Below are 23846 nucleotides of genomic sequence, written 5' to 3'. Positions count from 1 at the left end.
GGTCAGCCTCCTACGAGCGGAGAGCGGGTGGCGGGCGCCTCGGCCAGGCCGTTGAGGGGCTGGCCCGAGAGGTAGCGGTGCAGGTTGTCGGCGAAGAACGCCACCGCCTCGTCCATGTACGCGCGGCAGAACACCGAGCTTTTCGGGGTGAGTACGACCCGAGGGTGGAGCCGCAGCGGATGGCGGGCGGGTAGCGGTTTCGGATCGAAAACGTCCAGGGCCGCGCCGCGCAGGTGGCCAGTGTCGAGGGAGGCCAGGAGGGCCGACTGGTCGACGGTTGCCGCGCGGCCGAGGTTGAGGAAGAGAGAGCGGGGCTTGCACGCCGAGAAGAGGTCGTGGTCGAAGTAGCGGTGCGTGTCAGGGGTCGCGGGCAGCAGATTGACCACGACGTCGGCGACGGACACCGCCTGGTGCACCGCCGTCGTGTGCACCCACGTGATCCCGCTTTCAGAAGCCGCAGGTGGTGTCCGGCGTACTCCGATGACGTTCATGCCGAAGGCCCGAGCAGCCTGGGCGAGGTGGCGTCCGACGCTGCCGCAGCCGACGATGGTCATCGTCGCCCCCGCCAGGTCGAAGAACTCCTCGGCCAGGTCGTCCTTCCACCAGGCACGGTTCCGCTGGACGCGCTGGCTGGTGAACAGCCCGCGGGAGAAGCCCAGGACCAGGCCCATGGCGTGCTCGGCCATGGGCCTGCCGTGGAAGCCGTACGAGCGGGTCAGGGCCACCCCGACGGAGTGCGCCTCGGCGACGGGCAGATGGTCGGTGCCGGCGGCCGGGGAAGCGATCCACTTCAGATGTGGCGCGGCGAACAGCCATGAGGGCGCGAATCGCCACCCGAAGTAGACGTGTGCGTCGGCCAGCTGGTGCGGCACGGCCTCCTCGGTCGCCCTGCGGAACGCGATGCCGGTGAAGGCGGCGGACAGCGCACGCTCGTGCTCGGAGGACAGCCGCCAGAAGGAGTGCGGGGACTCCAGGCTGATCAGCACCACCGGCCGGTTCATCGCGCGCGGCCCTCCACGGTGGCTGACCGCGCCAGCGCCCAAGGGGCGATGCGGTCCATGACGGAACCGACGCTGGCCTCGTAGTCGTGGCGGGAGCGCACCAGGGTCGCCCCGGCGCTCCGGAGCCGATCGCGTTCTCGGGGCAGGACGGTCAGGGCCCGGTGCAGGGCGGATGCCAGGGATCTGGGGTCCTGCGGTGCAGCCGTGAAGCCGGTCTCGCCGTCGATGACGGTCTGAGCCAGGCCGCCGGCCGTGGTCGCGACCACCGGGCCCGCACCGGCTGCAAACGCCTCCAGGGGTATCCGGCCGAAGGGCTCCTCGCGAGAGGGAACGATGACCACGCGCAGGGCCGGGCTGTGCAACCAGGCACGGATCGCGGGGGTGAAGCGAGTGATCAGAGTCGCGTCCAGATCGTGCGCGCGGATGTGTGCCGCCAGGTCCTGCTGGTACGAGGAGGGGTGCTTGTGTTCCTCCGAGGTCACGGCGGCCAGCAGCAGGTGAGGAACGGGGACACCGCGTTCCTTCAGCAGGCGCAACGCCTCCAGGAGATCTTCGAAGCCTTTCGTCGGGACTGCGCGGCCCATGGCGAGAAGGAATCCGGCGCGGGCCTTGAAAGGCAGCGGCAGAGCCGTGGCCGGCCTGACCATCTCCTCACGGATCAGTCCGTTCGGGATGCTCACGATGCTCGACCGAGGGACGGCGTAGTTGACGACGAGGTGGCCTCGCATGTGGGAGGAGATGGCCCCGACGCGCGCACCTCGGAGTGTCGCCGCTCGCAGGGCGTCCCGCTCCCAGCGGACGCGGGAGACGTCCTTGGGCCGCGTCAGTGCGGTGGTGGAGCGGGGCACGAGCAGCAGGTCCGTGGTCGGCGACGTGTAGGGCGCGAGCCCGAGGAACGGGATGTCGAGGCCGACGAGGAGGCACCGGCTCGCCCGCGCGGCGATGCGTATGGCCGCCTCGCCCGCCAGGTCGCACAGCTGAACCGAGCCGCGGACCGAGTCCGGCGGCGCGTTGACCTTCGGGATCGTGATGACCTCGGCCGCGGCCTGCCGCAGCATCTGCCGCACCTCGCCGGCCCACCGCTGATCGTGCGCTCCCGCAGTCTCGGGCACGTGCGGGGTGATCACTGAGAGGCGGCCTGTCGGTAGGAGCCGGGCCAGTGCTGTGAGGAAGGCGCGGTTGCTGAAGCCTGTGCCCGACGCCGCGCCGTAGAAGCCCTCGTGGAGAGCGACGACGACCCTGGGCTGACGAGCGGCCTCCGGCGCAGCCATGAGTGATGGTGGGGAAGTCGCATGGTCGATGCGCACTGTGTGGTGCCTCCTTGGAGGACGGATTTCTGCAGGCGTGGACATCAGGCGCCGGCGGACGAGGAGCACGGCCTGTGGGTGAGTCGGCACCAGGCACGAGAGCCGCTGGTGCCAGTCGTCAGCGACCAGGCATCGGCCAAGGCATCGACGATGACCAGTCCCCGTCCTGATTCGGCCTGCTCGTCGGGCGCGGTAGGAGATGCGGGTGCCGGGCGGGAACAGCCGCCGTCGGTGACGGTGATCTCGATCTCGAGGCCGCCGCTGGCCAGACTCCTGCGGTCGACGCACAGAACCAACGGAGGACTGCCCGAGACGAAGGCGTTCGTCGCGAGCTCCGACCCGATCAGGCGGGCGTCAGCAAGTACGTCCGTCTCAGTGCCACGCAGCGCCAGCGTCACGGCGCCCCGGGCGACCTCGGCCGCTTCCGGTCCGTACGGCAGATCCGTGATCAGGGAGGTCGTGCCGTCGCCAGCGGCGAGCCCGCGTCCGGGGGCGGAGGTTGGTAATCCGGCGTCACGGTCCAGGACACCGCCCGGTCGGCCTGGGGAGGTGCTCGTGTGCTGTCTCAAGGCCCACCTCTTTCTCCGTCGGCTCGGAAGACGGGCGCCTCCGCCGGGATCCAAGAACACAGGAGAGGGAAGGTCAGACACGACCCGATCAGTGGGTCAACTCGGTCAACTTCCATGCGGCGGTGGTGAATCGTCCGTCCAGGGGCATCACCATGGGGCTCGCGAAGTGATGGACGAACCACTGGAGCGAAGGGTGGTCGCACGTGGCACCGCAGACAGGCGAGCCCAATGTCGTACTGGCGGGGTGCCTCGACGAACTCGGGTGGAGCCCGAAGGCCCTCGCTCGCAAGCTCAACCGAGTGTTCGGCGCGGGGACGGTGGCCGAGACGGCGCCGTACCACTGGCGGGACGCCGGCTCCCTGCCGCGTTCGCCGTTGCCGATGATGGCCGCCTACGTGCTCTCCCAGGAGCTGGGTAGGAATGTCTCGGTGGCCGAACTGTGGCAGGGCCGTGTGGGCGACTCGTCAGCGCTGGTCCCGGCGGACACGGATCTCGCGCGGCCTTGGACCGCGCAGGGCATGGAGGCGATTGTGGACGACTGGGTGATGGGAGGGCTTGTCGACCGTCGCCGGTTCCTCGCGATCTCGGGCGCGGGACTCCTCGCGATCGTCGCCCAGTACCTCGACGGCACCGCGGGACGCGGTCAGTACACGCCTCGAATGACGTCGTCGCTCGGCACCGATCCGCTCGTGGACCAGGTCGAGCAGCACCTACCCATGCTCCAGTTGCTCGACGACGAGCACGGAGGGGCGCGTCATCTGCCTTACGTCGGAGCACAGTTCCGGGCTGTCGGGCTGCTGATTCGCGAAGGCGGCCACCCTCCGGCTGTCGCGAGCCGTCTGATCCGCGCGCTCGCGGAGATCGGCCAGCTGGCCGGCTGGATGGCCTTCGACGCGGCCGACCACGGACTGGCGCAGCGCTACTTCGTCACGGCGCTCCGGGCCGCGCATCAGGTCAATGATCTCCCCCTGTGCGCCCACATCCTGGGCGACCTCTCCTTTCAGGCGGCGAGTCGAGGACACCCCGCGGACGCCATCGCCCTCGGTGAGGCCGCCCGCCGTGCGGGCGACGCCGCCCCGCTGGCCGTCCGGGCGTCCGTCCTGTCCCGGCTCGCCTACGCGTACGCCGCCGCCGACCGTGACAACGACTTCGCCCACACTCGTGGCGCTGCCCGCGAACTGATCGCAAGCCGGGACGGCCGCCAAGAAGAGCCCCGCTGGATGTACTTCCTCACCGACAACCACCTGGACTGCCAGGCTGGTTACGGCCTCATCCAGATGGGTCGTGCACAGCAGAAGGCGGAGAGCGGAAAGAAGAGCCGTCGCTTCCTCGCCCAGGGAACCGAGATGCTCAGGTCCGGGGCGTACGACGTGCCGCGCGGCGACCCAAGCCAGCGCCGAGCCATGTTCGAGGGAGCCTGGCTGGCCCTGGGACACAGCGCGCACGGAGACCTGGAGGCAGCCTGCGAGATCGGCCAGATCGCCGCCGACCGCCTCGATGTCGTCCGCTCGCCTCGCAGCGTGGCACTGCTCCACCAACTTGCCGCCGACCTCCGTCGCCGACAGCGCAACCCTCACGTGCGCGGCTTCCTGCCAGCCCTGGAGGCCGCCCTCGCCCAACACGCCCCATCGACGCAACCCGGCCGTTAGGGTCAGGTTCATGACCGCAGGGGAGCGCGTTGTCGTTGTCGGGGCTGGGGTGGCTGGACTCACCACGGCCGTCGTTCTCGCCGAGGCCGGGGCTTCGGTGCAGGTGATCGCCGAGCAGGTGCCGGGGATCACGTCGCTGGCGGCCGGGGCGATGTGGGGGCCTTACCTGGTCGAACCGAAGGACAAGGTCGACCAGTGGGGACAACGGTCCCTGGAGATCTTCCGGGAGCTGGCGCAAGATCCGGCGACGGGCGTCCGGCTCACCAGTGGCATCGAAGCATCCCGCACGGCCGAAGCCGCGCCGGACTGGGCCACCACTTTGCCTGGTTTCCGACCGTGCGAGCGGGCCGAACTCCCGGCCGGGTTCACGGCGGCCTACCGGTTCACCGTGCCACTGATCGACATGCCCACCTACCTCGACTACCTCCTGCGCCGACTCCGCGATGCCGACGGTGTGGTCGAGCAGCGACGGCTGACTTCGCTCTCGGACGCCGGTCCGGCTTCGGCGATCGTCAACTGCGCGGGCATCGGGGCGCGCGACCTGGTTCCGGACCCCGACCTCCGGCCCATCCGCGGTCAGCACGTCGTCGTCACCAACCCCGGGCTGACCGAGTTCTTCTCCGAGGACACCGGCCTCTCCCCGGACCTCCTGTGCTTCTACCCCCACGGCGACACCGTGGTCCTGGGCGGCACAGCGATCGACGGCGAAGGCGATCTGGCCCCCGACGACAAGGCGGCGGCCAGCATCCTCGCCCGCTGTGCCGAGGTCGAGCCCCGCCTCGCCGAGGCCCGTGTCCTGGAGCACCGGGTTGGCGCTCGACCGACCCGCGCCACGGTCCGTGTGGAGGAAGAGGTGGGGGAGGCCGGCACCGTGGTCGTGCACAACTACGGGCACGGAGGCGCTGGAGTCACGCTGTCGTGGGGGTGCGCCAAGGAAACAGGCGACCTGATTTCAGCTCGATGAGACCCCGAACTCCTGCCTCTGCCCTCTGGATCGCTGGTCCGGGTCAACCATTCACCAAGCCGGTTGACCGTGAGTAGGCCAGGCGATCACGCTCTGTGCGGCGGTCAATGAAGCCGCTTTGCCCAGAGAGGACATGCTGTGGCTATCAAGCCGACGGAAGAACAGTTAGCGGCCTGTGATGCGTTCACCACGGGCGGGGATCTCGCCCTCGTTGCGGGTGCCGGTACGGGTAAGACGTCGACCCTGGTGTTGATGGGGTCCGCTGCGGGGAAGCGGCGTGGGGTGTACGTCTCTTTCAACCGGGAGATCGCTGACCATGCGAAGACGGTGTTCGGCCCGAACGTGGAGTGCCGTACCGCGCACTCCTTCGCCTACCGGGCGGTCGGGCGCAGGTATGCCGACCGCATCCAGAAGTCCGCGCACCTGCCACCGGCGGAGACAGCCCGTCGCCTGGGCCTGCGTCGCGACCTCGTCGTCAACGGGCGTGTGATCAAGGTCAATCATCAGGCCCGGCTTGTGATGGGCATGGTGCGCCGCTTCTGCTACACCACCGCCGAGAGGGTGATGGCGAGACATCTGGAGCCGGTCAACGGCTTGACTCCCGAGGAGCAGGACTACGTGGCAGCGGTGCTGCACCCGTACGCCACGAGGGCGTGGGAGGACATCCAGTCGCCCCTGGGGGGCCTGCGGTTCGAGCACGACCACTACCTGAAGATGTGGGCTCTGACCCGGCCGGTGCTGCCGGGGGAGTTCGTGCTGCTGGACGAGGCGCAGGACACCAATCCGGTGCTGGAGGAGATCTTCCTCGGCCAGCAGGCGCAGCGGGTGTGCGTGGGTGATCCCTCTCAGCAGATCTATGAGTGGCGGTTCGCCAAGGATGTCATGTCAGGTTTCCCCGCGGTGCAGCTGCGGCTGACCAAGTCGTTCCGGTTCGGGCCGGCGGTCGCGGAGCAGGCCAACCGGTGGCTGGCGCACGCCGGTTCCGACCTGCGTCTGGCCGGGTTCGAGGCGCGTTCCTCCCGGGTGGCGGAGCTGCCGGAGGCGGATGCGGTGCTGGTGCGCAGTAACAATGACGCGGTCGCGGAGATCATCGGCTATCAGCAGCTGGGGGTGCCGGTCGAGCTGTGTGGCGGGGGTAACGCCCTGCGTCGTATCGCGCAGGCCGCGCAGCAGCTCAAGGAGGGCAAGGGAACCTCGCATGCGGAGCTGTTCTTGTTCCGGACGTGGGAGGAGGTGCAGGAGTACGTCGAGCACGACCGTACGGCGGCTGACCTGCGCACCCTGGTGAAGCTGGTGGACACTTACGGACCGGAGGCGATCATCCAGGCCGTGGACCGGCTCGCTCCCAAGGGGCAGGGCAAGGTGGTGGTCTCCACCGTGCACAAGGCGAAGGGCCGGGAGTGGGCTCGGGTGCGGATTGGGCCAGGCTTCCATCCGCCGGCGGCGGACCAGAACGATGTGCCGCAGCCGATCCGCCTGGACGAGGCGAGGCTGGCGTATGTGGCGGTCACCCGCGCCAGTGACACTCTCGACATGGAGGGGCTGTCATGGCTGGACGAGCACGAGCAGCAGCTCGCCGCGCTCGCCGACGACAGCGGGAGGCTCACCGCTCACCTGATCGCGCTGCCGCTGACCAAGCAACTCGCCTACCCGGGCGCGCCCGTCTCCAGGTTCATGGCCCGTCACCTGCCCAGCGTCCAGGCCGTACGGGACGACTATCTGCGCCGGGTCGCAGACCTGCCCCCGGCGGTGCAGCCGCTGGACGCCCGCTCCCCGAACTGGCCCAGCCTCGGGCATGTGATCGACTACCGGCTGCGGCTGTCCCTGGGGTCCTCGCTGGGTGGGGCGGTGCCGTACGGGGTGTTGCTGGTGCAGGACGAGAACGAGCCGCTGCGCGGCACCGCCCCGCGCGGGGCGGCCCGCAAGAGCCTAGGCGCGGCCGGCCAAGAACTTCTTGAACGCCTCGCCGCCTACCGCGGTCACCCCGACGCCACGGACGACGATGAGCTGACCCGCCTGTGCTATGTCGCGGCCCAGTTCGAACGCGTCTACCGGGAAGGAGGCATCGAGGCCACCAGTCTGCTCGCCAGCCTACGCCACGAGGTCACCCTCGACAGCTTGCTGGCGCGTGTGCCGGCTTACGCCGTGGACGACGCCGCAGCCCAGATGCGCCTGGCTGAGCCCGTCTTCGAACGCTTCTGGCAACTGCCGCCCGAGAAGATCAAGTGCGCTCCGGTTCCTGAAGGGGCGGCAGACCTCGGCGGAGCGGACGGTGACTTTGTTCTCGACGGGCTGCTACTGGACTGCAAATCCACCCTCTACCCCCGCCGGATCGGCCGCGAGGAGATCTACCAGCTCGCCGGGTACACACTGCTCGACTACGCGGACGCCTTCGGCATCGCCAGGGTCGGCTTCTACCTCTCCCGGCAGGGTGCCCTCATCGACTGGCCACTGAAGGACTTCCTGGCCCTGCTCGGCGCGTACAAGTCCCCGGTCAAGCTCCGGCAGCACCTCAAAGCCGAACTCTGGCAGGTCGGCCGCCAGTGCCCCGACCTTCCCCTGCGCGTCAACGGCGCGCACTGACCCGAGATGCACGAGAGTCCGGGCAACGATGTGGGTGACCTCCGGTGCGGCGGTCGCGTTCCACCGGAAGACACGTGCACGTCCCCCGACACGCGTGTGCGACGGCCTCCGGCCCCATAGCCCGCGATCGGGGGCCGTCCCGTGAAGTGACGCGCGTCAGCAGGTGGCAAGCCGAGTGCCTTGGTACGGGTGCAGCAGTCACCCGCAAGATTGATCTCGGTCGAGACCGAGCGGCAGGGCGGTGCGTGGCGGGGCGAACCCGCCGACTTCCAATGCTGCCTCGCGCCAATTCGCGGCCAGGTGGAGCAGGTACTCGCTGCCATGACGGAAGCCAGGCGGTGGGGTGTGCGGGACGGCAGGCCACAAGATGGTCACGGCGAAGCGGACCGCGTGCATGGCCGAGGTGGCGTGGGCGTCGACGGCACCGCCCTCTCGGCGCCGGAGCATGTCGAGCCGTGCAGCAGCGCGGAGGAGTTCGTCGTACACCTTCGCGTACTCCTGGGCGCGCACGGTCGCGAGATCATTCACGAGGTCTCCCACGTCGTCCTGATCGTCTTCCGGTGTCTCGTCTGTGCCCGGCCAACTGCCGAACGGCCCTGGGGTGGTCATCCATCAGCTTGGGGCTCGTGGTCCGGGCCCTGGCCGGGCTGTGCGGGCCGATGACCAGGACTGGAGCCGGGGCAGAAGACCGGTTCACCACGCCTGTTGTGCTCATCGCCCAGCTGGGCGATGAGTAACAAGCGCCAGCCGCTGACCTTGGCCGCTGGCGGGCGCAGCAGCATTGCCACGCAGACGGCCGTCCACACCGGGACGCGGTCGTAGTGGTCTCGGGTAGCACTGTCGTTGCCGATGCCCTAGGTGCGGCGGTCGCCAAGGACACGATGGTCAGGTTTTCGGGGAGGCGACGCGGGATCGGCAGGCCGGGCAGGCGTGGGCGGCTCGGCTCCCGTAGCGGCGCATCAGCTGGCCACACCCAGGGCAGGAGCCGATCTCCCATACAGGGCACCCATACCGTTCGGCTGCCTCCTTACGCACCGCACCGCTGATGGACCGCACCGATGCCTGGCTGGGGATGCGCGGCGGCAGCTGGGCGAAGGTTCTCAGGCCGCGATCGTCGGCCCCACCGCGAACGAGGCGGCTGTCGTTCCGCACGGTGCTCTCCTCGCCGAAGCGGCACTTCGTGTCCAACTCCTCCTCGTGGAAGGCGAGGTCCTCGTCGGGTGGTGCTTCTTCGCAGATGGGGGCAGGCTCGTCGCCGACGATGCTGAGCCAGCGCTCGCGGTCCTGCGCCGGGACCCACATACGAGATGCTTGTCGGGGATCTGAGGATGCAGGCACTTGGAGCGGTACGAAGGACCCGTCGGCGCTGGCCACCACGAGTTCGTCCACCTCAGTGTGGCGCTTCATCGGCAAGCAAAGGGCGGGGAGTTCCCAGATGGTGTGGAATGCGCCGCAGCCGTACATGCTTGCCGTCTTCTCGGGGCACTGGCGTTCAGCACCCGCCACGCACTTCCACTCTTGCAGGTGACGGACACCACCGCGGACCAGCATCCGCGACCGTGACGCGATCGCCTGCCACGGCAGGTCGTCGACCATCGCCCACGGAGCCCTGTTGATCAGCGCGGCCCTGTCACTGTCGGTGACCCACAGCGGGGTGACGCCTGCCTCCACGGCAACCTGGGAGCGCCTGCGGACCGTGGGCGCGGTGATCGGCGAGTACTGGGCTTCCCAGCCGACGGTCCGAGCCGGACCGGACACCCGTACGTCGCTGCGGATTTTTCGTTTGCTGCCCTGTGCCGTCGTCTCGGTGTCGGCTGTCAGGCCGCGGCGCTCGGCAGCTCGGACGATGCGTTCCTTGAGGGCTTGGTGCCGCAGGCTCTCAGGCTTCGTGGGCCTACTGCGCGCCGGCAGGTGGGCGGCGACCAGGATGAGTTCGTCTCCCCGCCGGCAGCGCCGGACGGTCATCCATGGTGACTGGCCCTCCTGCTCCGCCCTGCACACTCCGCGCTCGTGGTGGTGGAGGCATTGCAGGCGTTCGCGTTCTCGCTCCTGGAGAGGACGGGTGATGTCTTCGAGGACCTTGTCCGCCGTGAGGTCCGCCGGCAGGCGATGTTGGTACTCGTTCAGTCCGAGGTCGGAGCGGGTGAGGTTGATCGGGATGTCGTATTCCGTGTGCCAGATTCCGTTTGCCATGGCGCGGGACCGTAAGGGCTGCCACTGACATTTCCGGCTACTGGGGGTGATTCGTGGCATGGTCGTACTGATTGCCGTTGACGGCCGCGACAGGTGACCTGGGCGGTCAGCGCTTGGGATGTAAGCATCGGTCCGTCAAGGCGTTGAGTACGGCGTCGGGTGTACGGAATCTGTTGCTCGTAGTTGACGTGAGTGCCTGTCCCCGGCTACGTCTGTGCCATGTCGACGAAGCGGGAGTAGTGGCCCTGGAAGGCGACCGTGATGGTGGCAGTGGGGCCGTGTCGGTGCTTCGCGACGATGAAATCGGCTTCCCCTGCACGCGGTGAATCCTTCTCGTAGGCATCCTCGCAATGGAGCAGGATGACCATGTCGGCGTTATCTTCGAGTGCCCCAGAGTCTCGCAGGTCACTGATCATGGGTTTCTTGTCGGCGCGCTGTTCCGGGCCTCGGTTGAGGGTGGAGATGGCGACGATGGGCAGCCGGAGTTCCTTGGCGAGTAGTTTCAGGCAGCGGGCGATCTCGGAGATTTCCTCGTAGCGCGAGCTGAGCTGCCTTGTGCCGAAGGTGAGCATGTGGACGGCGTCGACCACGATGAGCTGGACGCCCATACGGCTGTGCAGGTATCGGCAGTGAGCTCGAAGGTCGTGCAGGTTGGCGTAGGAGCCGTCCTGGATGTAGATGGGTGCGGCGCTGACCTCGGGCATCCGGCGGGCCATCCGGGTCCAGTCCTCATCGGTGCACGTCCCGGAGCGGATGTGGAAGAGGGAGACACGGGCTTCGGCCGACAGGATCCGCATGCCGACTTCCTTGCGGTCGGCTTCTAGCGTGAACAGGGCTGCGGGCAGGCCGTGTTTGATGCTGGCGTTGCGCAGGAAGTCCAGGGCGAGCGTGGACTTGCCCATGGCCGGTCGGGATGCGATGACGATGAGCTGGCCGGGGTGGAGTCCGCCGGTTAGAGAGTCCAGGTCGGTGAAGCCTGTGGGGATGCCCGGCAGAGTCGCCTCACGGCTGCCGGCTGCCTCGATCCAGTCGAGGGTGTCTTCCATGACGTCCCCGAGGGGACTTGCTGGGGGCAGCAGGGGGCGCCGCGTGGTTGCCGCGAAGATCTCTGCCTGCGCGGCGTCCGCGATCCGGTCCGCGGAGTCCGGCTCCGCCTCGGCAACCATGTCTTCGATGTGGATGGCAGCGACCTTGGTGCGGCGCAGCAGGGCGGCGTTCTCCACACGCTCGGCGTCGGCGATCCACTTCGTCGAAGGCGAAGGACCATCGACCAGCGCGGTGATGTAAGCAGCGCCCCCAGCCTCGTCCAGCTGGTCCTTTTCGCTGAGGTGAGCGATCACCGCAGCGGGATCCGTTGGCTGATTGCGCGTGTACAGGTCGAGGATCGTGGTGTAGAGCAGGGCGTGAGCAGGGCGATAGAAATCGTGGGGGTGGAGAACTTCGACGATGTCGGCGATCGCGTCCTTCGACCGCAGCATCGCCTTCAGCACGCCTTTCTCGGCGTGCAGATCGTGCGGGTGGTGCAGTGCGGCATCGGTGTCCTCAACCGTCACCTTGGGATCTCCCTCCTCGTGCCATCTCCCCCTGCGTAGCCAAGGGAATTGCCACAGCGAGAGTATCTGCGGTGTCCCGACGGGAAGAGCTGATCGTCTCTATCGGCCCTCGTGCGGATGAAGGCGCTCACGTCCTGTTGCCGTGGCGGCCGTAGAACGTGACGGTCCACGTCAGCGAGCGGATTCGCGCGGAAGGCACTGCCCTTGGCGCTGCACGGCAGCCTGTATGGCCGGGTCGGGCAAGGGAGGTGCTGGCTGCCATCGCCGCGCGTGTGTGCCATCCGGTTCGGCAGAGGGTGGCAGTGCGAGGGAGGGTAGAGGGCCGGTCACGTCCCTTTTCACCATACGGATCCGGCGTACGGTCTGGGAGCCGAGTTCGACGTTGATCCGTTGGATGAGGGCGTCTGCGAGGAGCTTGACCTGGGTGATCCAGGCAGTGGAGGACCCGCACAATGTGAGGGTTCCAGATTCCCGGTCGAAGCCTGCCAGGTCCACGTGCCCGGCGATTGGTCCGGCCACGGAACTCCAGCAGTTGAGAAGCGCCGCTTCGGTCTCGCTCCAGAGCCCGTGCTCGGAGAACATCTCCAGCAGCGCCTTTCCGAGCGGCACCGGCGGGGTCCGCCCGCACAGCTGTCTACGAACGGCAGGGGAAGCCGATGGCCCGGCGAAGCGATGCAGCCGGGCGTCTTCTCGGGCCCGGCGCAGCATGATCCGGGCAAGATCAAGGCTTTGCCCAGTGCCGGCCGCCTCTGCGCTAGTCACGGATCAACCTGCTGGCGGACGGTGGGCGTGCCCCAGGTGCGTACGACGTCATGGTCGGTGAACGCGTACACCAGCCGGTAGGCGGGTGCCGGGTTCGGCCCGTGTCGCAGCTCGGCCAGGTACTGCTGCGCTTCCGATTCGCTGCGCCGAGGCGTTCCGCACACCTGCCAAGTTTGTCCGTTCCACATCTCAGGGATCCAGCGCTTCTGCGGCTCGGGCTGTTCGGCGCGCAGCCGGTGCCGAGACTGCACCCGTGCAGCGGGAGCATCGTCGTCCAGATCGGACGACCATGGCCGGGGCGGTGTACGACTACCTGCCCGGCGGCGGGTCTCGCAGAGCAGGCACAGGTCAGCGGCGTCTGGGTCGACCGGCCCGGTTGGATGCTCGGAGCATCGGGTGACCGGTTTGGGCTTGCTGATCGTCTCGTCCAGCAGGGCCAGCGCGCGCTCCAGGTCCTGACGGATCTCCTCCACATTCGGAACAGCCTCGCCGTCCGCGAGCCGCTGCTCGTGTTCACCGGCGACGCGTAGGGCGCGCCCCAGCGCTGCTACTTGAGCGTGGTTCATGGATGAGCCCCTCCTTCGTCTCGGGTACCTATCGGCATCCGTCCTGCCGCTGCCCCTGACCAGCCGGCCTGTGGGTCAGCGTCGTGGTCGTGTGCCTCGGGCAAGGCGAAGGCGCATTGCCCGCCACAGCTCGACCGCTCCCGGGCTGCTGTTGGGCTGGCTACGGTGCAGGCCCGGGCAGCAGACATCGTGAGCCACCTTGGCGGTGCCATAGTCACGATGGTGAGGCCCCGGCCAGGCGATCCCGCCGGCGAGATGGTAGACCTCGCGGTCGGCGAAGTGCCGGGCCGGGTACTCGCCCGGCATCAGGGCGATCCATGCCACTTCCTTGTCGGGCTCCTCGCCCTCAATCGCGGAGACGGGGGCGGCCCCTGCCTGGGGCCGGTAGACGTTGACCCCGTCGTAGTCCATAGTCCGATGACGGTGCGTGGGAAGACCACAGGCCGGACACGGCACCGTCAGCTTGCGCCCCCACGACGGTACGAGATCGTCTGCCGGGCCTTGCTGGGGAGGAACGCTCATTGCCACCCACCACCTCCGTTGTATGAAGGTCCGCGGGAATCGGGACTGCCCAGGTGGCAATGCCCAGGTTAGCGCCTGGAGTTGGGACTGTTTTGGCAATCCCCCCGTCGCCGACAAGCACAGCCCGCCGGCTGCCATCGCTGCCTGGAGCACGTTGTGGCGCAGCAGCTTGGCGTGCGCCAAAGCCGGGCCTCCCGTTTACGAGGCCCGGCTTCGCGCTGCGGTGCTTTGTTCCGACGCACGCATGCCCGGAGCCGGTTCGATGAGCAGCTCACTCACCGTGGTCATCGTGCTGGTGTTCGGCCTGCTGATCGCACCTACCAGCTTCGGGCAGGGCATCCTCAACGCCGTGGGCCAGCTCGCCCACAGCCTCTCCCAGACCAGCAGTCCTTGAGCGCGTGCTCCGCGTGCGGGTGAAGGACCGCTCAGGGCGCCCCGGCACGCTTGTAGCCAGCCCACAACCGGCCGCCGGCCTGCCCGAGCACCTCGTCCACGACGGCCACGAGAGGCTCTACTGTTCCGCCCAGTACCTCCTGTAGGCCGTGGTGGAGGCGTGTGCTGAGCCCTGGCACGGTCGTCTCAAGGCGGCGTGCCAGCCACTTCCCACCGCCGCTCCACGAGCCGCCAACGGCCAGCGCGAGCTCACCGGTGCGTCGGACCAGTTCGGTCGCGATGAACAGGCGCTCGTTCTGGTCGTCGCTTCCCGCGAGGTCGTCGAGGAGGTCGGTGATCGCGTAGCGGCGGTCGTCGATCTCTTCCGCCGGCACCGGGGGTGGTCCGGCGACGGTCAGCTTCCGGGCCTGTGCGGCGAGGCGGGCTCCGAGTCCGTCGGTGTCGAAGAGCAACAGCCCGTCGGCACACATCCACAGCAGCGGTGATCTGCGCTTGCGTAGTTCCCGTTCGACGTAGGCGTGCCACGTCGCCTCGGTGTGCACGAACATCTCCACCGGCCAGTCGGCGTACCGGAGGCTTGCGCGGTACGGGGCTGGGGTTCCGTGGAGCAGGACGACGATGTCGAGGTCCGATGTGGCCGTTCGGCGGCCGGTCACGACGCTGCCGCCCAGGAACGCGGCGCGCGCGTCGGGGTGCTGTTCGTCTACGACGGCGCGTGCGGCCTCGATCGCATCCATGCGGCAACTATCAGCACTGCCCCCACCACGCGCACGCGTTTTCCGCGGTTGCACCGTGATGTCTCGCGCTCTGCGTGTCAGTTCGCCGGGGGCAGACAGCAAAGATCCACGAATGACTGGCCAACGTCGCAAGGGCATGTGAACCTGGACGACCTTCTCGCAAAACACCAGGTCAAAGAGATGATTGCCCGTGACTGCGGTACCCCAGGGCCCCGGATTCTCCACCACGGTTGAGGCCCTGCGGCTGCGTGAGTGGTTGCTCGGCCTGGGCCAGGCCACGCTCGTGATGGATCAGTTCTCCGCCAACGACTTCCACCTGGTCGTCGACGACCGCGCGGACGTACACGTCAACTCGAAGGATGGTCGCTTCTATCTCGGATGGTTTCCGTCCGGCCGTCCTGGTACCGACGGCGAGGGGTAGAAGATCGCCGTCACCGGTACGGCCAAGGTGCGCGGCTACCAGATGTCCTTCGACACCGAGACGCCGGCCGACGTCGTCGCCGCCGCAGTCGCTCGCGTCCTGGAGACCTCCCGGTGTGACAGCCAGGGGCTCGATGCGGCGGCCTGGGGGAAGCCTTGTCGTCTACCTGGTGAGGGCGAGACGGGGTAGCCCGGCCATGTGTCACCCGAGGCCGCCGCGAAGCCGGCCCGGCACGCCCATCCAATGCACGCACCGCTGGCGGCATAAAGCCCCAGCCCCCCAGCTCCTTGGAGGCGCACCTGCATCCCGATTTCCCGATCGATCCACCCGCTCCGGCCTACGCCCCGTCCGCGTATTGGGTCGGGCCCCGGCACCTGGCCGGTGACGACGGACGCCTCTACGACGCCGTCGCCGACACCCTCGCCGGCCTGGGGTGGACGAGCCTGACGATCGTCCGCGGGCGCCAGGAGCCGGACGAGGCGCCGGAGGACCGTCAGGTCCTGCGCAGCACCGTCCTGCACATCAGCCCCGACTCACTGCGGTGGGCGCAGTGGGTCCTGCCGGACGAACCGTTCCACCTGGGGAATCTGCCGATCGCCTGGCAAGTGTCCGCTCGTACGGACCCGAGCAGCCCGCTCGCCCACTGGTCGGCCTACTTCACCCCCGAGGTCCCGGGAGAGACCCTCGCCGGCTTCCTTGCAGCGCTCGACGCCCGAGATCAGCCCGCCCTGCCGCGCGGTGGCCCCGAGCTGGTCCTCGACGCGGTAACGGCACACGGCTGGCTGCGCGACGTCGACCAGTCCGGGTCGGGCGCGGTGGATCCGACGTTCGCCTCCCACATCCGTCTCGGCGAGGTGCCGCCCCTCATCCAGGATGGCGACCCACTCGCGCTGGTGGCTGAGGCGGACGAGGCGGCCCTGGCCGGGTGGCAGGCGTGGGCCGAGCCGGTGCTCGGCACGGGCTACCTGTGGGCGGCGTCCTTCGGCCCCAGCGTGCCGCACGACCTCGTCGCCGCGTTCGCCGACTCCCTCAGCTCCAGCGCACCGGTCCTGCGCCGGGTGCTGCCAGAGAGCACACGCGACCGGCTCCTGCGCGCTCCGGCCGGCTGAGGGCCATCCAAGGCATCGAAGGCGGGCCTCCCTTCGGGGAGGCCCGCCTTCGTGCTGCTGTGCCGTGGCCAACGTCTGCGTGGCGTCACGGTCCGCGGTTGCAGAAAGCGGTTCGTGCTTCATTCGCGGCGGCGCGTTGTACCGGCTACCGCCTGAATGCCCATGTCTCTGTGTGTCAGAGGCCGACTCCATCTTGGGAGCGGGGCACTGCCACGCTGGTCATGCGGGCCCCGGTTAGAAGGTGTACGGGGCGAAGGAACGGACCGGCTCCGATGCGAGGCCGAGCAGTCTGTCGAACTCGGTGCGTTCGTCCTCGTTCATGAGCTCGACGGCGTTGCCGAGGGTCTTCTTGGTGAGCCGCTCCATGAACGGGGCGAGGAAGTCCTCCAGAGCCTTCGGCGCTTCGTCCATCGTGCGCTGGTACTCCCGGTATCGCTTGAACTGCTCCTGTATCTCTTCGAACTCGACGCGGGTGGCACTGAGGACCAGGGCCCGTTCCTCCTTGCTGAACGGGCGCCCGTCGAGGTGCTTCCACGTGTTGGTTTCACGCTTGCGCTTGATGTCCGCGTCGCAGAGCAGGACGACGATCTCGGGCCGGGCTTGGGTTTCGGGCATACGGGTGCTCCTCACAGGAGTGGGGGTGGGTGGAGGCATCAATGGTCCGGAGAATCGGCGGTTTGCCCAACCGCCGATCGTCGGCTATGTTCCGCCGGCTTTTCGCTGGTCAGCGCCGACGGCTGGGGTTGTTCAGGCCGCCCTGTGTCGGCAGCGTGCGGTGCGCCGGGGACCCTTGGCGCCGACTGCCTCGCGCGGGTGTGTCGTGGGGGCGCTCGGGCAGGGCGGGCAGGTGTGCGCTGCGCCGCAGGCGCCATACCAGGACGTCGCTGATGGAGGTGGCGGTGTCGAGCTCGCGCCGTCCGGCGGCTTCGGTCAGCAGGGCGCCCGGGGCATGGCCGGCTTTCCGGGCGTCGTCGAGGGTGGCGGCCAGGGCGGGCCAGCCGGGCTCGGCCTGGACCCGTGCGGCCAGATCCGGCAGCACCTCATGCAGGAGGTCGGCTTGCCGCTGCCGAGCACGCGGGGCCAGGCGCTGGCCTCGCTGGTGGAGGACGGCCATGGACTCGGCCGCGGCGGCTTGGTAGGCGGCGCGGAGGTGTTCGGCCGCCTGCTGGGCTGCCGCGGCCTGCTGGCTGTGGTGCTTCTTCGAGTGCCAGTTCGCCGCGGCTGCGGCGAGGAAGAAGGCCATGTCGATGAGCATGGCGGTGGTGGCGCCGTCTTCCCCGCGGCCCAGAGCGGGTCCGCTGTGGACGAGGTCGTGGGCGGCTTGGTGCAGAGCGCGGTCGTGCCCGCGTACAGCCTTCACGTGGGAGCGGCTGGCACGCTCGAACACGAACGCCGCCTCGCGCAGCTCAGCGCGGGTGTGGGCGGCGGAGGTCTTTGCCAGCGCGTCCAGGACCTCGCCCGCCGCGGCGATCTGCGCCGCTGCCGCGCCGTCGTCACCGTTATCGATGATCAGCAGCGCCTGCCAGGTGGCGGCGGTGGCCCGGCGCCGCGCGAACGCGGGACCTGTCACGTCCGGCAGGACCGGCTGCTCCGGCCGTGAGCCGTCCGCCGAGGTTGCGGCCTCCGCGGGCAGGGTCCAGCGTTCGCGGATGCGGGGCAGGGACAGATCGGGTGCGAGCGTGGAGCCCGCGTAGTACACCGGCTCGTTCTCACCGTTTCGGTCGTCGGGCAGCGCGACCTTGTAGCCGAGCAGGTCGCCGGAGAGCGCGATGCGCTTGCGGATCAGCAGGCCGGCTCCGGCCAGCCGGTCGAAGAACTCCTCCTCGCTGGTGGCGCCGGCGACCGCGCGTCGTACGGTCTCCCGCAGTTCCTCGCGCGCCGGGCGCTCCCTGCCCTGCCGTTCGGCCTTGTGCCGCTCGGCGCTGGTGGCCCGCTTGGCGGCGGTGCCGTCCCCGGGCGCGATCTGGTGCAGGCCGAGTTCCTTTTCGATCAGTCGGCACTCGGCCTGGGCGCGTTTGCCGGAGCGGTGGTGGTCGGGGCGGCGGCCGTCCTCGCGGACGAGGGCGGCGATGATGTGGATGTGGTCGTCGGCGTGCCGGACGGCGGCCCAGCGGCAGCCGGCGCCGTCGCCGGGGTCGATGCCGGTGGCGGCGACCATGCGGCGGGCGATGTCGCCCCACTGTTCGTCGGACAGGATCGGGTCGTCGGGCGCGGCGCGTACCGAGCAGTGCCAGACGTGCTTGTCGGGATGCAGGTCCGGGGCGAGGAGGGCGAGGGGCTGGTCGATGAGGTGCTGGAGGTCTTTCTTTGTGACCGAGGGGTCGCGGCCGGGGTCGGGGGCCATGCCGTCGAAGGAAGCGACCAGGTGCGGGTCGATGTGCTCCTCGTGGGTGCCCTTGCCGTACAGGTAGTGCAGGAGCCCGAGGGTGTTGCTGCCCTGCTGGTGGATCCGGGGGATCAAGCCGCCTCGCCTTCCTGCCCGTTGGCGACCCTGTCGGCTGCCCGTTGGACGGCCTGTGCGGCACGCTGCAGGTCGGCGAGGGCAGCGGCGAAGTGCGGTACGTCGGCACCCGAGTTGAGGGCCTTGGCGATCTGGTTGACGTTGCCGCCCGCCCAGCCGAGCTGACGGCGCACACCGAACAGCGCGGTCAGGATGTCTCGCTCGGTGGCGATGGCCGCTGCGGTGCGGGACTGGTCGCGGGCGGTGGCCAGGGCGGAGTGGGCCATGAACCCGGCCACGCTCATACCGACGTGGTCGGCGCCGGACTGGATGATGGCGAGTTCTAGCTCGTTGAGGCGGACGCTGTGAGCGGGGCGCTGCTTCTTGTCACGCGGACGCGACTTTCCCTTCCTGGCCTTGCCCTTGCGGCTGGCCTTGCCTGGCTGCGGTCCGCCCTCGGTCGCAGCCTTCCCGTCCAGCGCCCCCTGGTGCTGGACGGGCCCCGCCACCTCCGGGGCGGGGTCGGGTTCGGGCGCTCCCCCCGCGGGGGAGTGTCCGGACCTCCAACTTGCTCCCGACGGGGCGGGGGTGATCGGCAGGGAATCCTCGCGGGACGTGGGGTCATCGTGGCGCGGGGTGTGCATGGGGCCCTTCGGGTCGGGGTCTGGTTGGGAGTGCTGGTGCTGCGACGATCAGCGGGACGGAGTACCGGCTGCGGCTTTGAGCTGGGCCTTGAACTCACGGACGACTCGTCCGACGCCGTCGCTGGAGACGGTGTAGCCGACGGTGCGCAGGGCGTCCTCGACCCGGTCGCGGCCGACGCTGCCGGTCTCCTCGTAGATGCGGCGAGCGTGTTTGAGGATGACCTCGTCAGAGGCGCGGGCTTTGCCGGCGTCGCCGTTCTTCCGGGCAGCCGCCTTCCGATCACGCTTGCCCGACACGCTGCCCGCGCTGGTGCCCGTGAGCGCCGGGCTGTCTTCGGCTTCTGCCCGTGTGGGCAGCCCGGGCACCGGGCGGGCAGGCTGCGGGCGGGCAGCCGGAGGCACCTCCTCGTCACCCGGATCTGATGGGTGCGGGCGGGCAGCGTCCTCTGCCCGCGGCAGGGCTTCCGGGCGGCCGGAGCGCGGGCGGCTGTGCCCGGACTCACGGGCGGGGGACGAGGCCGGAATCTGCCAGCGCGGCGGCAGCGTGATGGAGGCGAGGCCGAGAGCCTGCTTGCGGGTGGCGAGCTTGCGCAGCAGTAGCTCGTCCTGGCGCGGATCCCCGTCGACGCCGGCCCGCTCCAGCGCCTCGTGCAGGCGTTCCGTCAGACGCCGCTCCCGCCGCTTTCCGCGCTGTCGGTCGGTCATCGACTCGGCGCGCAGGATCAGGGCGACGGCTTCGCTCAGCGCGCGCTCGCGGATGAGCCGGGCGGCATCGGCGTCCTGGTCGGCGATGCCGAGCCGGGCCAGGAGGCGTTCGCGTGCCTGGCGGACGAGGACGGCGGCCAGGCCGCGTGAGGCGGCGTCGGGGGCGCGGTGGCGCAGCTCGATGCCCATGGCCAGGTGCCACAGCATCGCGGCCATGACCGGGCCGACGAAGGCCCGCACGGTGCCACCGACCAGCCCGGACTCGGCGTAGGCGGGCAGAACCTGTACTGCGGTGATGACCCACGTGAGGGTGCCGGGCAGGCCGGGAGCCTGCTTCGGGCCGTTGAGGTTCTGCCGGGCCATCAGGGCGGTGGCGAACAGGGCCAGCTCGGCGGCGGCGAACATCGCGACGCGCTCGGCGGTGCCACCCATGTCGAGGTAGTCGGCGGCGAACCGCCAGCTGGTGTCCGCGCTGTACGCGGTGCAGCTGAGGGCGGCCACGGCCGCGACCGGGACCGCGGCGGTTCCACGCCAGCGGTTGGTGTGATGCCGCAGGCGACGCTGCTGGCGGATCAGCCACCCGGCGAGCAGGACGAGCAGCACGGGCGGGATGAGGAGCGCCACGGTCATCACCGGGGAGGTGGCCCAGTCAGGGAGGAGCGGCGTGCCGCTGATCCGTATGGCGAGGGGGACGGGGCTGTGAGGAGGCAGGAGAGGGCTCCAAGGCGTCGAGGATTGAGGGCGAAGGGCGAATCGACGGAGCGCTGAGCAACCGCCTATGCGAGAGGCTGGCGCGGGCGGGGCTGGTGTGAGCGCGGGTGATGCGGCGGGCCCGGCCAGGAGAGGGCGCTGAGGCGCCAGTCAGGCGGCGGGCGCTGTGCGGCGTCGTCGGTCGGGGCCGTCGAGGATGACGCGCTCGGTCATCTCGGCGAGGCGGGAGGCGACGCGGTCACCGAGGGTGACGCGCAGCTGCTCCATCGGAAGGTTGGTGGTGATGAGGGTTGGGAGCATGTGCTCGTACCGGTGGTTGATGAGCCGGTAGGTCAGCTCCTCGGTCCATTCGCTGGTCTTGGCCGCGCCGAGGTCGTCCAGGAACAGCAGCGGGCAGCGCGCCAGGGGCTGCAGCTCCCGTTCGGCGTCGTGGCCGGCGCGGGGGCGCAGGCGCGCGTGGAAGTCGGCGGTGGTGGTCGCTTCCCAGCGCAGACGGACCCCTCGGGCGAGCAGGCTGCGGATGGCGCCGTACGCCTGGTACGTCTTGCCCGTGCCCGTGGGGCCGGCGATCAGCAGCGACGGGCCTTCGGCGATGCCCGGCCCGCCGGGGCCGGGGCGTCCGGCGCGGGCGATCTCGTCGGCCCAGGCGGTGACCTTCGGGTGGTCGGCCAGGGCTCGGCGGTAGCGGGCGGGGATCCTGGCGTCGGCGAGTTCCAGCGCGGTGACGGGCTCGACGTGCCCGTCCTCGACGGCGGCGGTGGCGAGGTCGATGCCGCGACCGGCAAGGATGCCGTTGAGCCGGTCGGCTAGCGGGCCGACCCGGTGGGGCTCGCGGGTGAGGGTGGCGGTCAGAGGTCACCTCCGTAGGCGGCTTCGACATCGGCGGGGTTTGTCCACGCCCTGTGGACAACCGGCGCGGCGGGGGCCGCGTTCATGGCCTCGTGCACGAGGCTCGGCACAGTGCTGGGATGCAGGCCCTTGGCGCGGTGCCGCTCCAGGCCGGCCCGGATGTGGGCGGGGGCGATGCCCTCGCCGAGCAGCTTGCGCACCTCGCGAGCGAGATGGCCCAGGACGTCCTTGGGCGGACGGTGTGTGCACGCGGCGGCGTACTCGGCGATGAGCTCGCTGGCCGAGACGGCGTGGGGTGCGGGGGCGCTCGCGCCCCCCGAAGGGGTATTTCCTAGATCCATGATCCTAGGTCCTAGATCCGGACGCTGAGGCGTCACCGCTCCCTCACTGAGCCCTCCCCGCTGCCTCACGGAGGGATCACTGAAATCGCCCTGACCTGCTGTTTCGTCATCGGTGACCGGATTCACCGCAGGCTCGCGTATTCGCCTGGAGCCCTCACGGAGGGCTCCGTGAGGCTGCGGTGCGGGCTCCGTGACGCCCACTCCCGCAGTTGGCGCCTCGACGCCGGGCGCGGTGCGAGCCTGCGTGTCGTGGTGCGGGCAGGCGGGAAGGCGGCTAGCGCTGGGGCGATTGATCTTCTGATGCTGCCGCCAGGTGACGATGTGCAGGTAGCGCTTGTCGCCCGGGCCCTTGTAGCGGCATATCAGCCCGGCGTCGGCGAGCTGGGCGAGGTCCTGCTCGACAGCGCCAGGCGGGTGTTCCGGGCGCAGGACCCACAGCTGCCCGGCGATGATCGCGGCGTGGTCGCGGTGGCGTCCCTGGTCGTCAGCCTGGGTGAGCAGGCCGAAGAAGGTGCGCTCGGCGGTCAGGGAGACGGCGGCCAGGGACTCGGAGACGAAGGCTTCCGGTTTGATGGTGCGGATTCGTGCCAAGAGGGGCGGTCCTCACTCGGTGGCCGGTGGGCTGGGTGCCCACGGTTCACCGTCGGTCGGGGCGGGTCGGGCGTGAAGGGCGGGGATGTCTGGCCGTTGACGCGGGAGCGTTGATGGCCGCTCGCGCTTTCCGGGGTGTCGTCAACATAGCCACACCCAGGTCGCGCAAGTCCAGCCCTATCCGGCGCAATCTCTCACAGCAGAAATGCCGCTGGAAATCGAGTCGGCGAGGGCGGTGCGAAAAAGGTAGGGCACGATCGGCGGTTGACCAAATAGTTGCCCCGCATCCCGAGCCAGAAGGATCACATCGGCAAGCCGTTGACGTCCCGCGAGCGACGAAGCTACAACACAACACCCCACGTCAGAGAGGCTCTCTGGTGTCGGGGCCCGTTCGGGGATCCGGCCTTGCGCAGCACCCCGATCGCCTCGCTCACCGATTGAGCGCGGCGCAACATAGCCGACGATCGCCGGTTAACCAAACCGGCGAATGCACGCTACAACTGGAGCCATGGCAGCACGATCTCTGGAAATAGGGCCCGCAGGAATGCTGGCTGCTCGCACCATCGAAATCCTTCGCACGGAACGCGGCCTTGGGCAGCGCCAACTCGCCGCGCGGTGTACCGCTTTGGGCCGTCCTATGTCCAACACGATGCTGTCCCGCATCGAACTCGCCAAGCGGCGATGCGATATCGACGACCTCGTCGCCATCGCCGCAGCACTGCAGGTGTCACCCGCCGCCCTCCTCCAGGGGCTGGGTGCGGCCTGAGCCGCCCACGCAGCCCTACCCCGACCAGGAGCCGCCCCCTTGCACCGATCCACGCCCGCGCTCGTGCCCCACAGGCCGTCCGACGCCCCTCCGCCCCGCCTCTACCGCCCTGAGGAGATCGCCGACACCCTCGGTTGCTCGACCTGGTGGGTCAAGGACCGAGCGCGACGGCGCCTAATACCGCACACGCGGGTCGGCCGCGCCTACCGCTTCACCGCCGAGCACCTCGCCGAGATCATCCGCCTCTACGAGCAGCGGCCGGCCCAGCCCGCGCAGGCAGTCGCACGGGTGACCGAGCCGCTCTCCGAGCCCGGTGCGCAGACCGGCTCCGGGCAACCTCGCCGCCCTGTCGTTGCGCCGGCGACCCGTCTGCAGGCCCGCCCGCCGCGTCGACAGCAGCAGTACGGCACTGTCGCGTGACCCGATCGCATCTGCCGTAGCCGAGGACAAGGAAGAGGGGGAGAGCGGGA

The 23846-nt window shown here is 69.5% G+C and carries 23 protein-coding genes and 1 pseudogene; 8 read left to right on the top strand and 16 right to left on the bottom strand.

Annotation, left to right across the window (positions count from 1 at the left end):
* Positions 1-2 precede the first annotated feature (2 nt).
* From ACZ45Q_RS08650 to ACZ45Q_RS08640, 3 genes are read right to left on the bottom strand one after another with little or no spacing between them, the layout of a single operon-like run.
* Complete coding sequence (locus tag ACZ45Q_RS08650; protein WP_468256891.1) at positions 3-1001, bottom strand: D-2-hydroxyacid dehydrogenase; 999 nt, start codon at positions 999-1001, stop codon at positions 3-5.
* Positions 998-2308 (bottom strand): glycosyltransferase family 4 protein, encoded by a 1311-nt coding sequence (locus ACZ45Q_RS08645; RefSeq protein ID WP_468257531.1) that lies wholly within the window; start codon positions 2306-2308, stop codon positions 998-1000. Before ACZ45Q_RS08645 ends, ACZ45Q_RS08650 begins: the two co-directional genes overlap by 4 nt.
* Positions 2309-2352: 44 nt before the next feature.
* Positions 2353-2706, bottom strand: coding sequence for an ATP-binding protein (locus ACZ45Q_RS08640; protein ID WP_468256889.1), 354 nt, complete (start codon positions 2704-2706; stop codon positions 2353-2355).
* Positions 2707-3080: 374 nt separating this feature from the next.
* Here ACZ45Q_RS08640 and ACZ45Q_RS08635 point away from each other — a divergent pair, with 374 nt between their 5' ends.
* The 3 genes from ACZ45Q_RS08635 to ACZ45Q_RS08625 all read left to right on the top strand — a co-directional run bounded on the left by ACZ45Q_RS08635 (position 3081) and on the right by ACZ45Q_RS08625 (position 8073).
* Positions 3081-4526, top strand: a complete 1446-nt coding sequence (locus tag ACZ45Q_RS08635; protein WP_468256886.1) for a carph-isopro domain-containing protein — start codon at positions 3081-3083, stop codon at positions 4524-4526.
* A 10-nt stretch (positions 4527-4536) separates the two neighbouring features.
* Positions 4537-5490, top strand: coding sequence for an FAD-dependent oxidoreductase (locus tag ACZ45Q_RS08630; protein ID WP_468256883.1), 954 nt, complete (start codon positions 4537-4539; stop codon positions 5488-5490).
* A 138-nt stretch (positions 5491-5628) separates the two neighbouring features.
* Positions 5629-8073 carry a UvrD-helicase domain-containing protein gene (locus ACZ45Q_RS08625; protein WP_468256880.1) on the top strand — a complete coding sequence of 815 codons (2445 nt, stop codon included), beginning with the start codon at positions 5629-5631 and terminating at the stop codon, positions 8071-8073.
* A gap of 198 nt (positions 8074-8271) precedes the next feature.
* On the opposite strand, the gene ACZ45Q_RS08620 is transcribed toward ACZ45Q_RS08625, so the two are convergent.
* From ACZ45Q_RS08620 to ACZ45Q_RS08595, 6 genes are all read right to left on the bottom strand, one after another.
* Positions 8272-8601 (bottom strand): hypothetical protein, encoded by a 330-nt coding sequence (locus ACZ45Q_RS08620; RefSeq protein WP_468256877.1) that lies wholly within the window; start codon positions 8599-8601, stop codon positions 8272-8274.
* A 357-nt stretch (positions 8602-8958) separates the two neighbouring features.
* Complete coding sequence (locus tag ACZ45Q_RS08615; protein ID WP_468256874.1) at positions 8959-10266, bottom strand: competence protein CoiA family protein; 1308 nt, start codon at positions 10264-10266, stop codon at positions 8959-8961.
* 206 nt (positions 10267-10472) lie between these two features.
* Positions 10473-11819 (bottom strand): replicative DNA helicase, encoded by a 1347-nt coding sequence (gene dnaB / locus ACZ45Q_RS08610; protein WP_468256871.1) that lies wholly within the window; start codon positions 11817-11819, stop codon positions 10473-10475.
* A 171-nt stretch (positions 11820-11990) separates the two neighbouring features.
* Positions 11991-12527: a DciA family protein gene (locus ACZ45Q_RS08605; RefSeq protein ID WP_468257528.1), complete on the bottom strand. Its 537-nt coding sequence runs from the start codon at positions 12525-12527 to the stop codon at positions 11991-11993.
* 50 nt (positions 12528-12577) lie between these two features.
* A complete protein-coding gene (locus ACZ45Q_RS08600; protein WP_468256868.1) occupies positions 12578-13147 on the bottom strand; it encodes a hypothetical protein in 570 nt (189 codons plus the stop codon).
* Between the two features lie 75 nt (positions 13148-13222).
* On the bottom strand, positions 13223-13558 hold the full coding sequence (locus ACZ45Q_RS08595; protein ID WP_468256865.1) for a DUF6083 domain-containing protein: 336 nt from the start codon (positions 13556-13558) through the stop codon (positions 13223-13225).
* Between the two features lie 373 nt (positions 13559-13931).
* On the opposite strand from ACZ45Q_RS08595, the gene ACZ45Q_RS08590 reads away from it, so the two are divergent.
* On the top strand, positions 13932-14063 hold the full coding sequence (locus ACZ45Q_RS08590) for a hypothetical protein (RefSeq protein WP_468256863.1): 132 nt from the start codon (positions 13932-13934) through the stop codon (positions 14061-14063).
* A gap of 31 nt (positions 14064-14094) precedes the next feature.
* Here ACZ45Q_RS08590 and ACZ45Q_RS08585 read toward each other — a convergent pair whose 3' ends face one another.
* Entirely contained in the window at positions 14095-14799 is a 705-nt protein-coding gene (locus ACZ45Q_RS08585; RefSeq protein ID WP_468256861.1) for a nucleotidyltransferase domain-containing protein, read from the bottom strand.
* A gap of 190 nt (positions 14800-14989) precedes the next feature.
* Between ACZ45Q_RS08585 and ACZ45Q_RS08580 the strand changes: the two are divergent.
* Together ACZ45Q_RS08580 and ACZ45Q_RS08575 are read left to right on the top strand one after the other, a co-directional pair.
* Positions 14990-15409 (top strand): annotated as a pseudogene (locus tag ACZ45Q_RS08580) (SPDY domain-containing protein).
* A gap of 98 nt (positions 15410-15507) precedes the next feature.
* A complete protein-coding gene (locus tag ACZ45Q_RS08575; protein ID WP_468256859.1) occupies positions 15508-16329 on the top strand; it encodes an SPDY domain-containing protein in 822 nt (273 codons plus the stop codon).
* A gap of 234 nt (positions 16330-16563) precedes the next feature.
* Here ACZ45Q_RS08575 and ACZ45Q_RS08570 read toward each other — a convergent pair whose 3' ends face one another.
* The 6 genes from ACZ45Q_RS08570 to ACZ45Q_RS08545 form a co-directional block, all read right to left on the bottom strand.
* Positions 16564-16944, bottom strand: coding sequence for a hypothetical protein (locus tag ACZ45Q_RS08570; protein ID WP_468256857.1), 381 nt, complete (start codon positions 16942-16944; stop codon positions 16564-16566).
* A 109-nt stretch (positions 16945-17053) separates the two neighbouring features.
* Positions 17054-18790: a relaxase/mobilization nuclease domain-containing protein gene (locus ACZ45Q_RS08565; protein WP_468256855.1), complete on the bottom strand. Its 1737-nt coding sequence runs from the start codon at positions 18788-18790 to the stop codon at positions 17054-17056.
* Entirely contained in the window at positions 18787-19278 is a 492-nt protein-coding gene (locus tag ACZ45Q_RS08560; RefSeq protein WP_468256853.1) for a plasmid mobilization protein, read from the bottom strand. Before ACZ45Q_RS08560 ends, ACZ45Q_RS08565 begins: the two co-directional genes overlap by 4 nt.
* A 183-nt stretch (positions 19279-19461) precedes the next feature.
* A complete protein-coding gene (locus ACZ45Q_RS08555; protein ID WP_468256851.1) occupies positions 19462-20748 on the bottom strand; it encodes a hypothetical protein in 1287 nt (428 codons plus the stop codon).
* Positions 20749-20979: 231 nt separating this feature from the next.
* Entirely contained in the window at positions 20980-21681 is a 702-nt protein-coding gene (locus ACZ45Q_RS08550; RefSeq protein ID WP_468257526.1) for an ATP-binding protein, read from the bottom strand.
* The gene (locus ACZ45Q_RS08545; RefSeq protein ID WP_468256849.1) at positions 21678-22610 is read right to left on the bottom strand and encodes a hypothetical protein; all 933 of its coding nucleotides are present in this window, start codon (positions 22608-22610) and stop codon (positions 21678-21680) included. The genes ACZ45Q_RS08550 and ACZ45Q_RS08545 overlap by 4 nt, the downstream gene beginning before the upstream one ends.
* A gap of 508 nt (positions 22611-23118) precedes the next feature.
* Between ACZ45Q_RS08545 and ACZ45Q_RS08540 the strand changes: the two genes are divergently transcribed.
* Positions 23119-23376 carry a helix-turn-helix domain-containing protein gene (locus ACZ45Q_RS08540; RefSeq protein ID WP_468256847.1) on the top strand — a complete coding sequence of 86 codons (258 nt, stop codon included), beginning with the start codon at positions 23119-23121 and terminating at the stop codon, positions 23374-23376.
* A gap of 63 nt (positions 23377-23439) precedes the next feature.
* The gene (locus ACZ45Q_RS08535) at positions 23440-23796 is read left to right on the top strand and encodes a helix-turn-helix domain-containing protein (RefSeq protein ID WP_468256845.1); all 357 of its coding nucleotides are present in this window, start codon (positions 23440-23442) and stop codon (positions 23794-23796) included.
* The last annotated feature ends 50 nt before the right edge of the window (positions 23797-23846 follow it).

It is taken from the genome of Streptomyces sp. NPDC031049 (assembly GCF_055571015.1).
The sequence above is the reverse complement of the archived record's forward strand: the minus strand, read 5'-3'. Positions and strand labels throughout refer to the sequence as shown.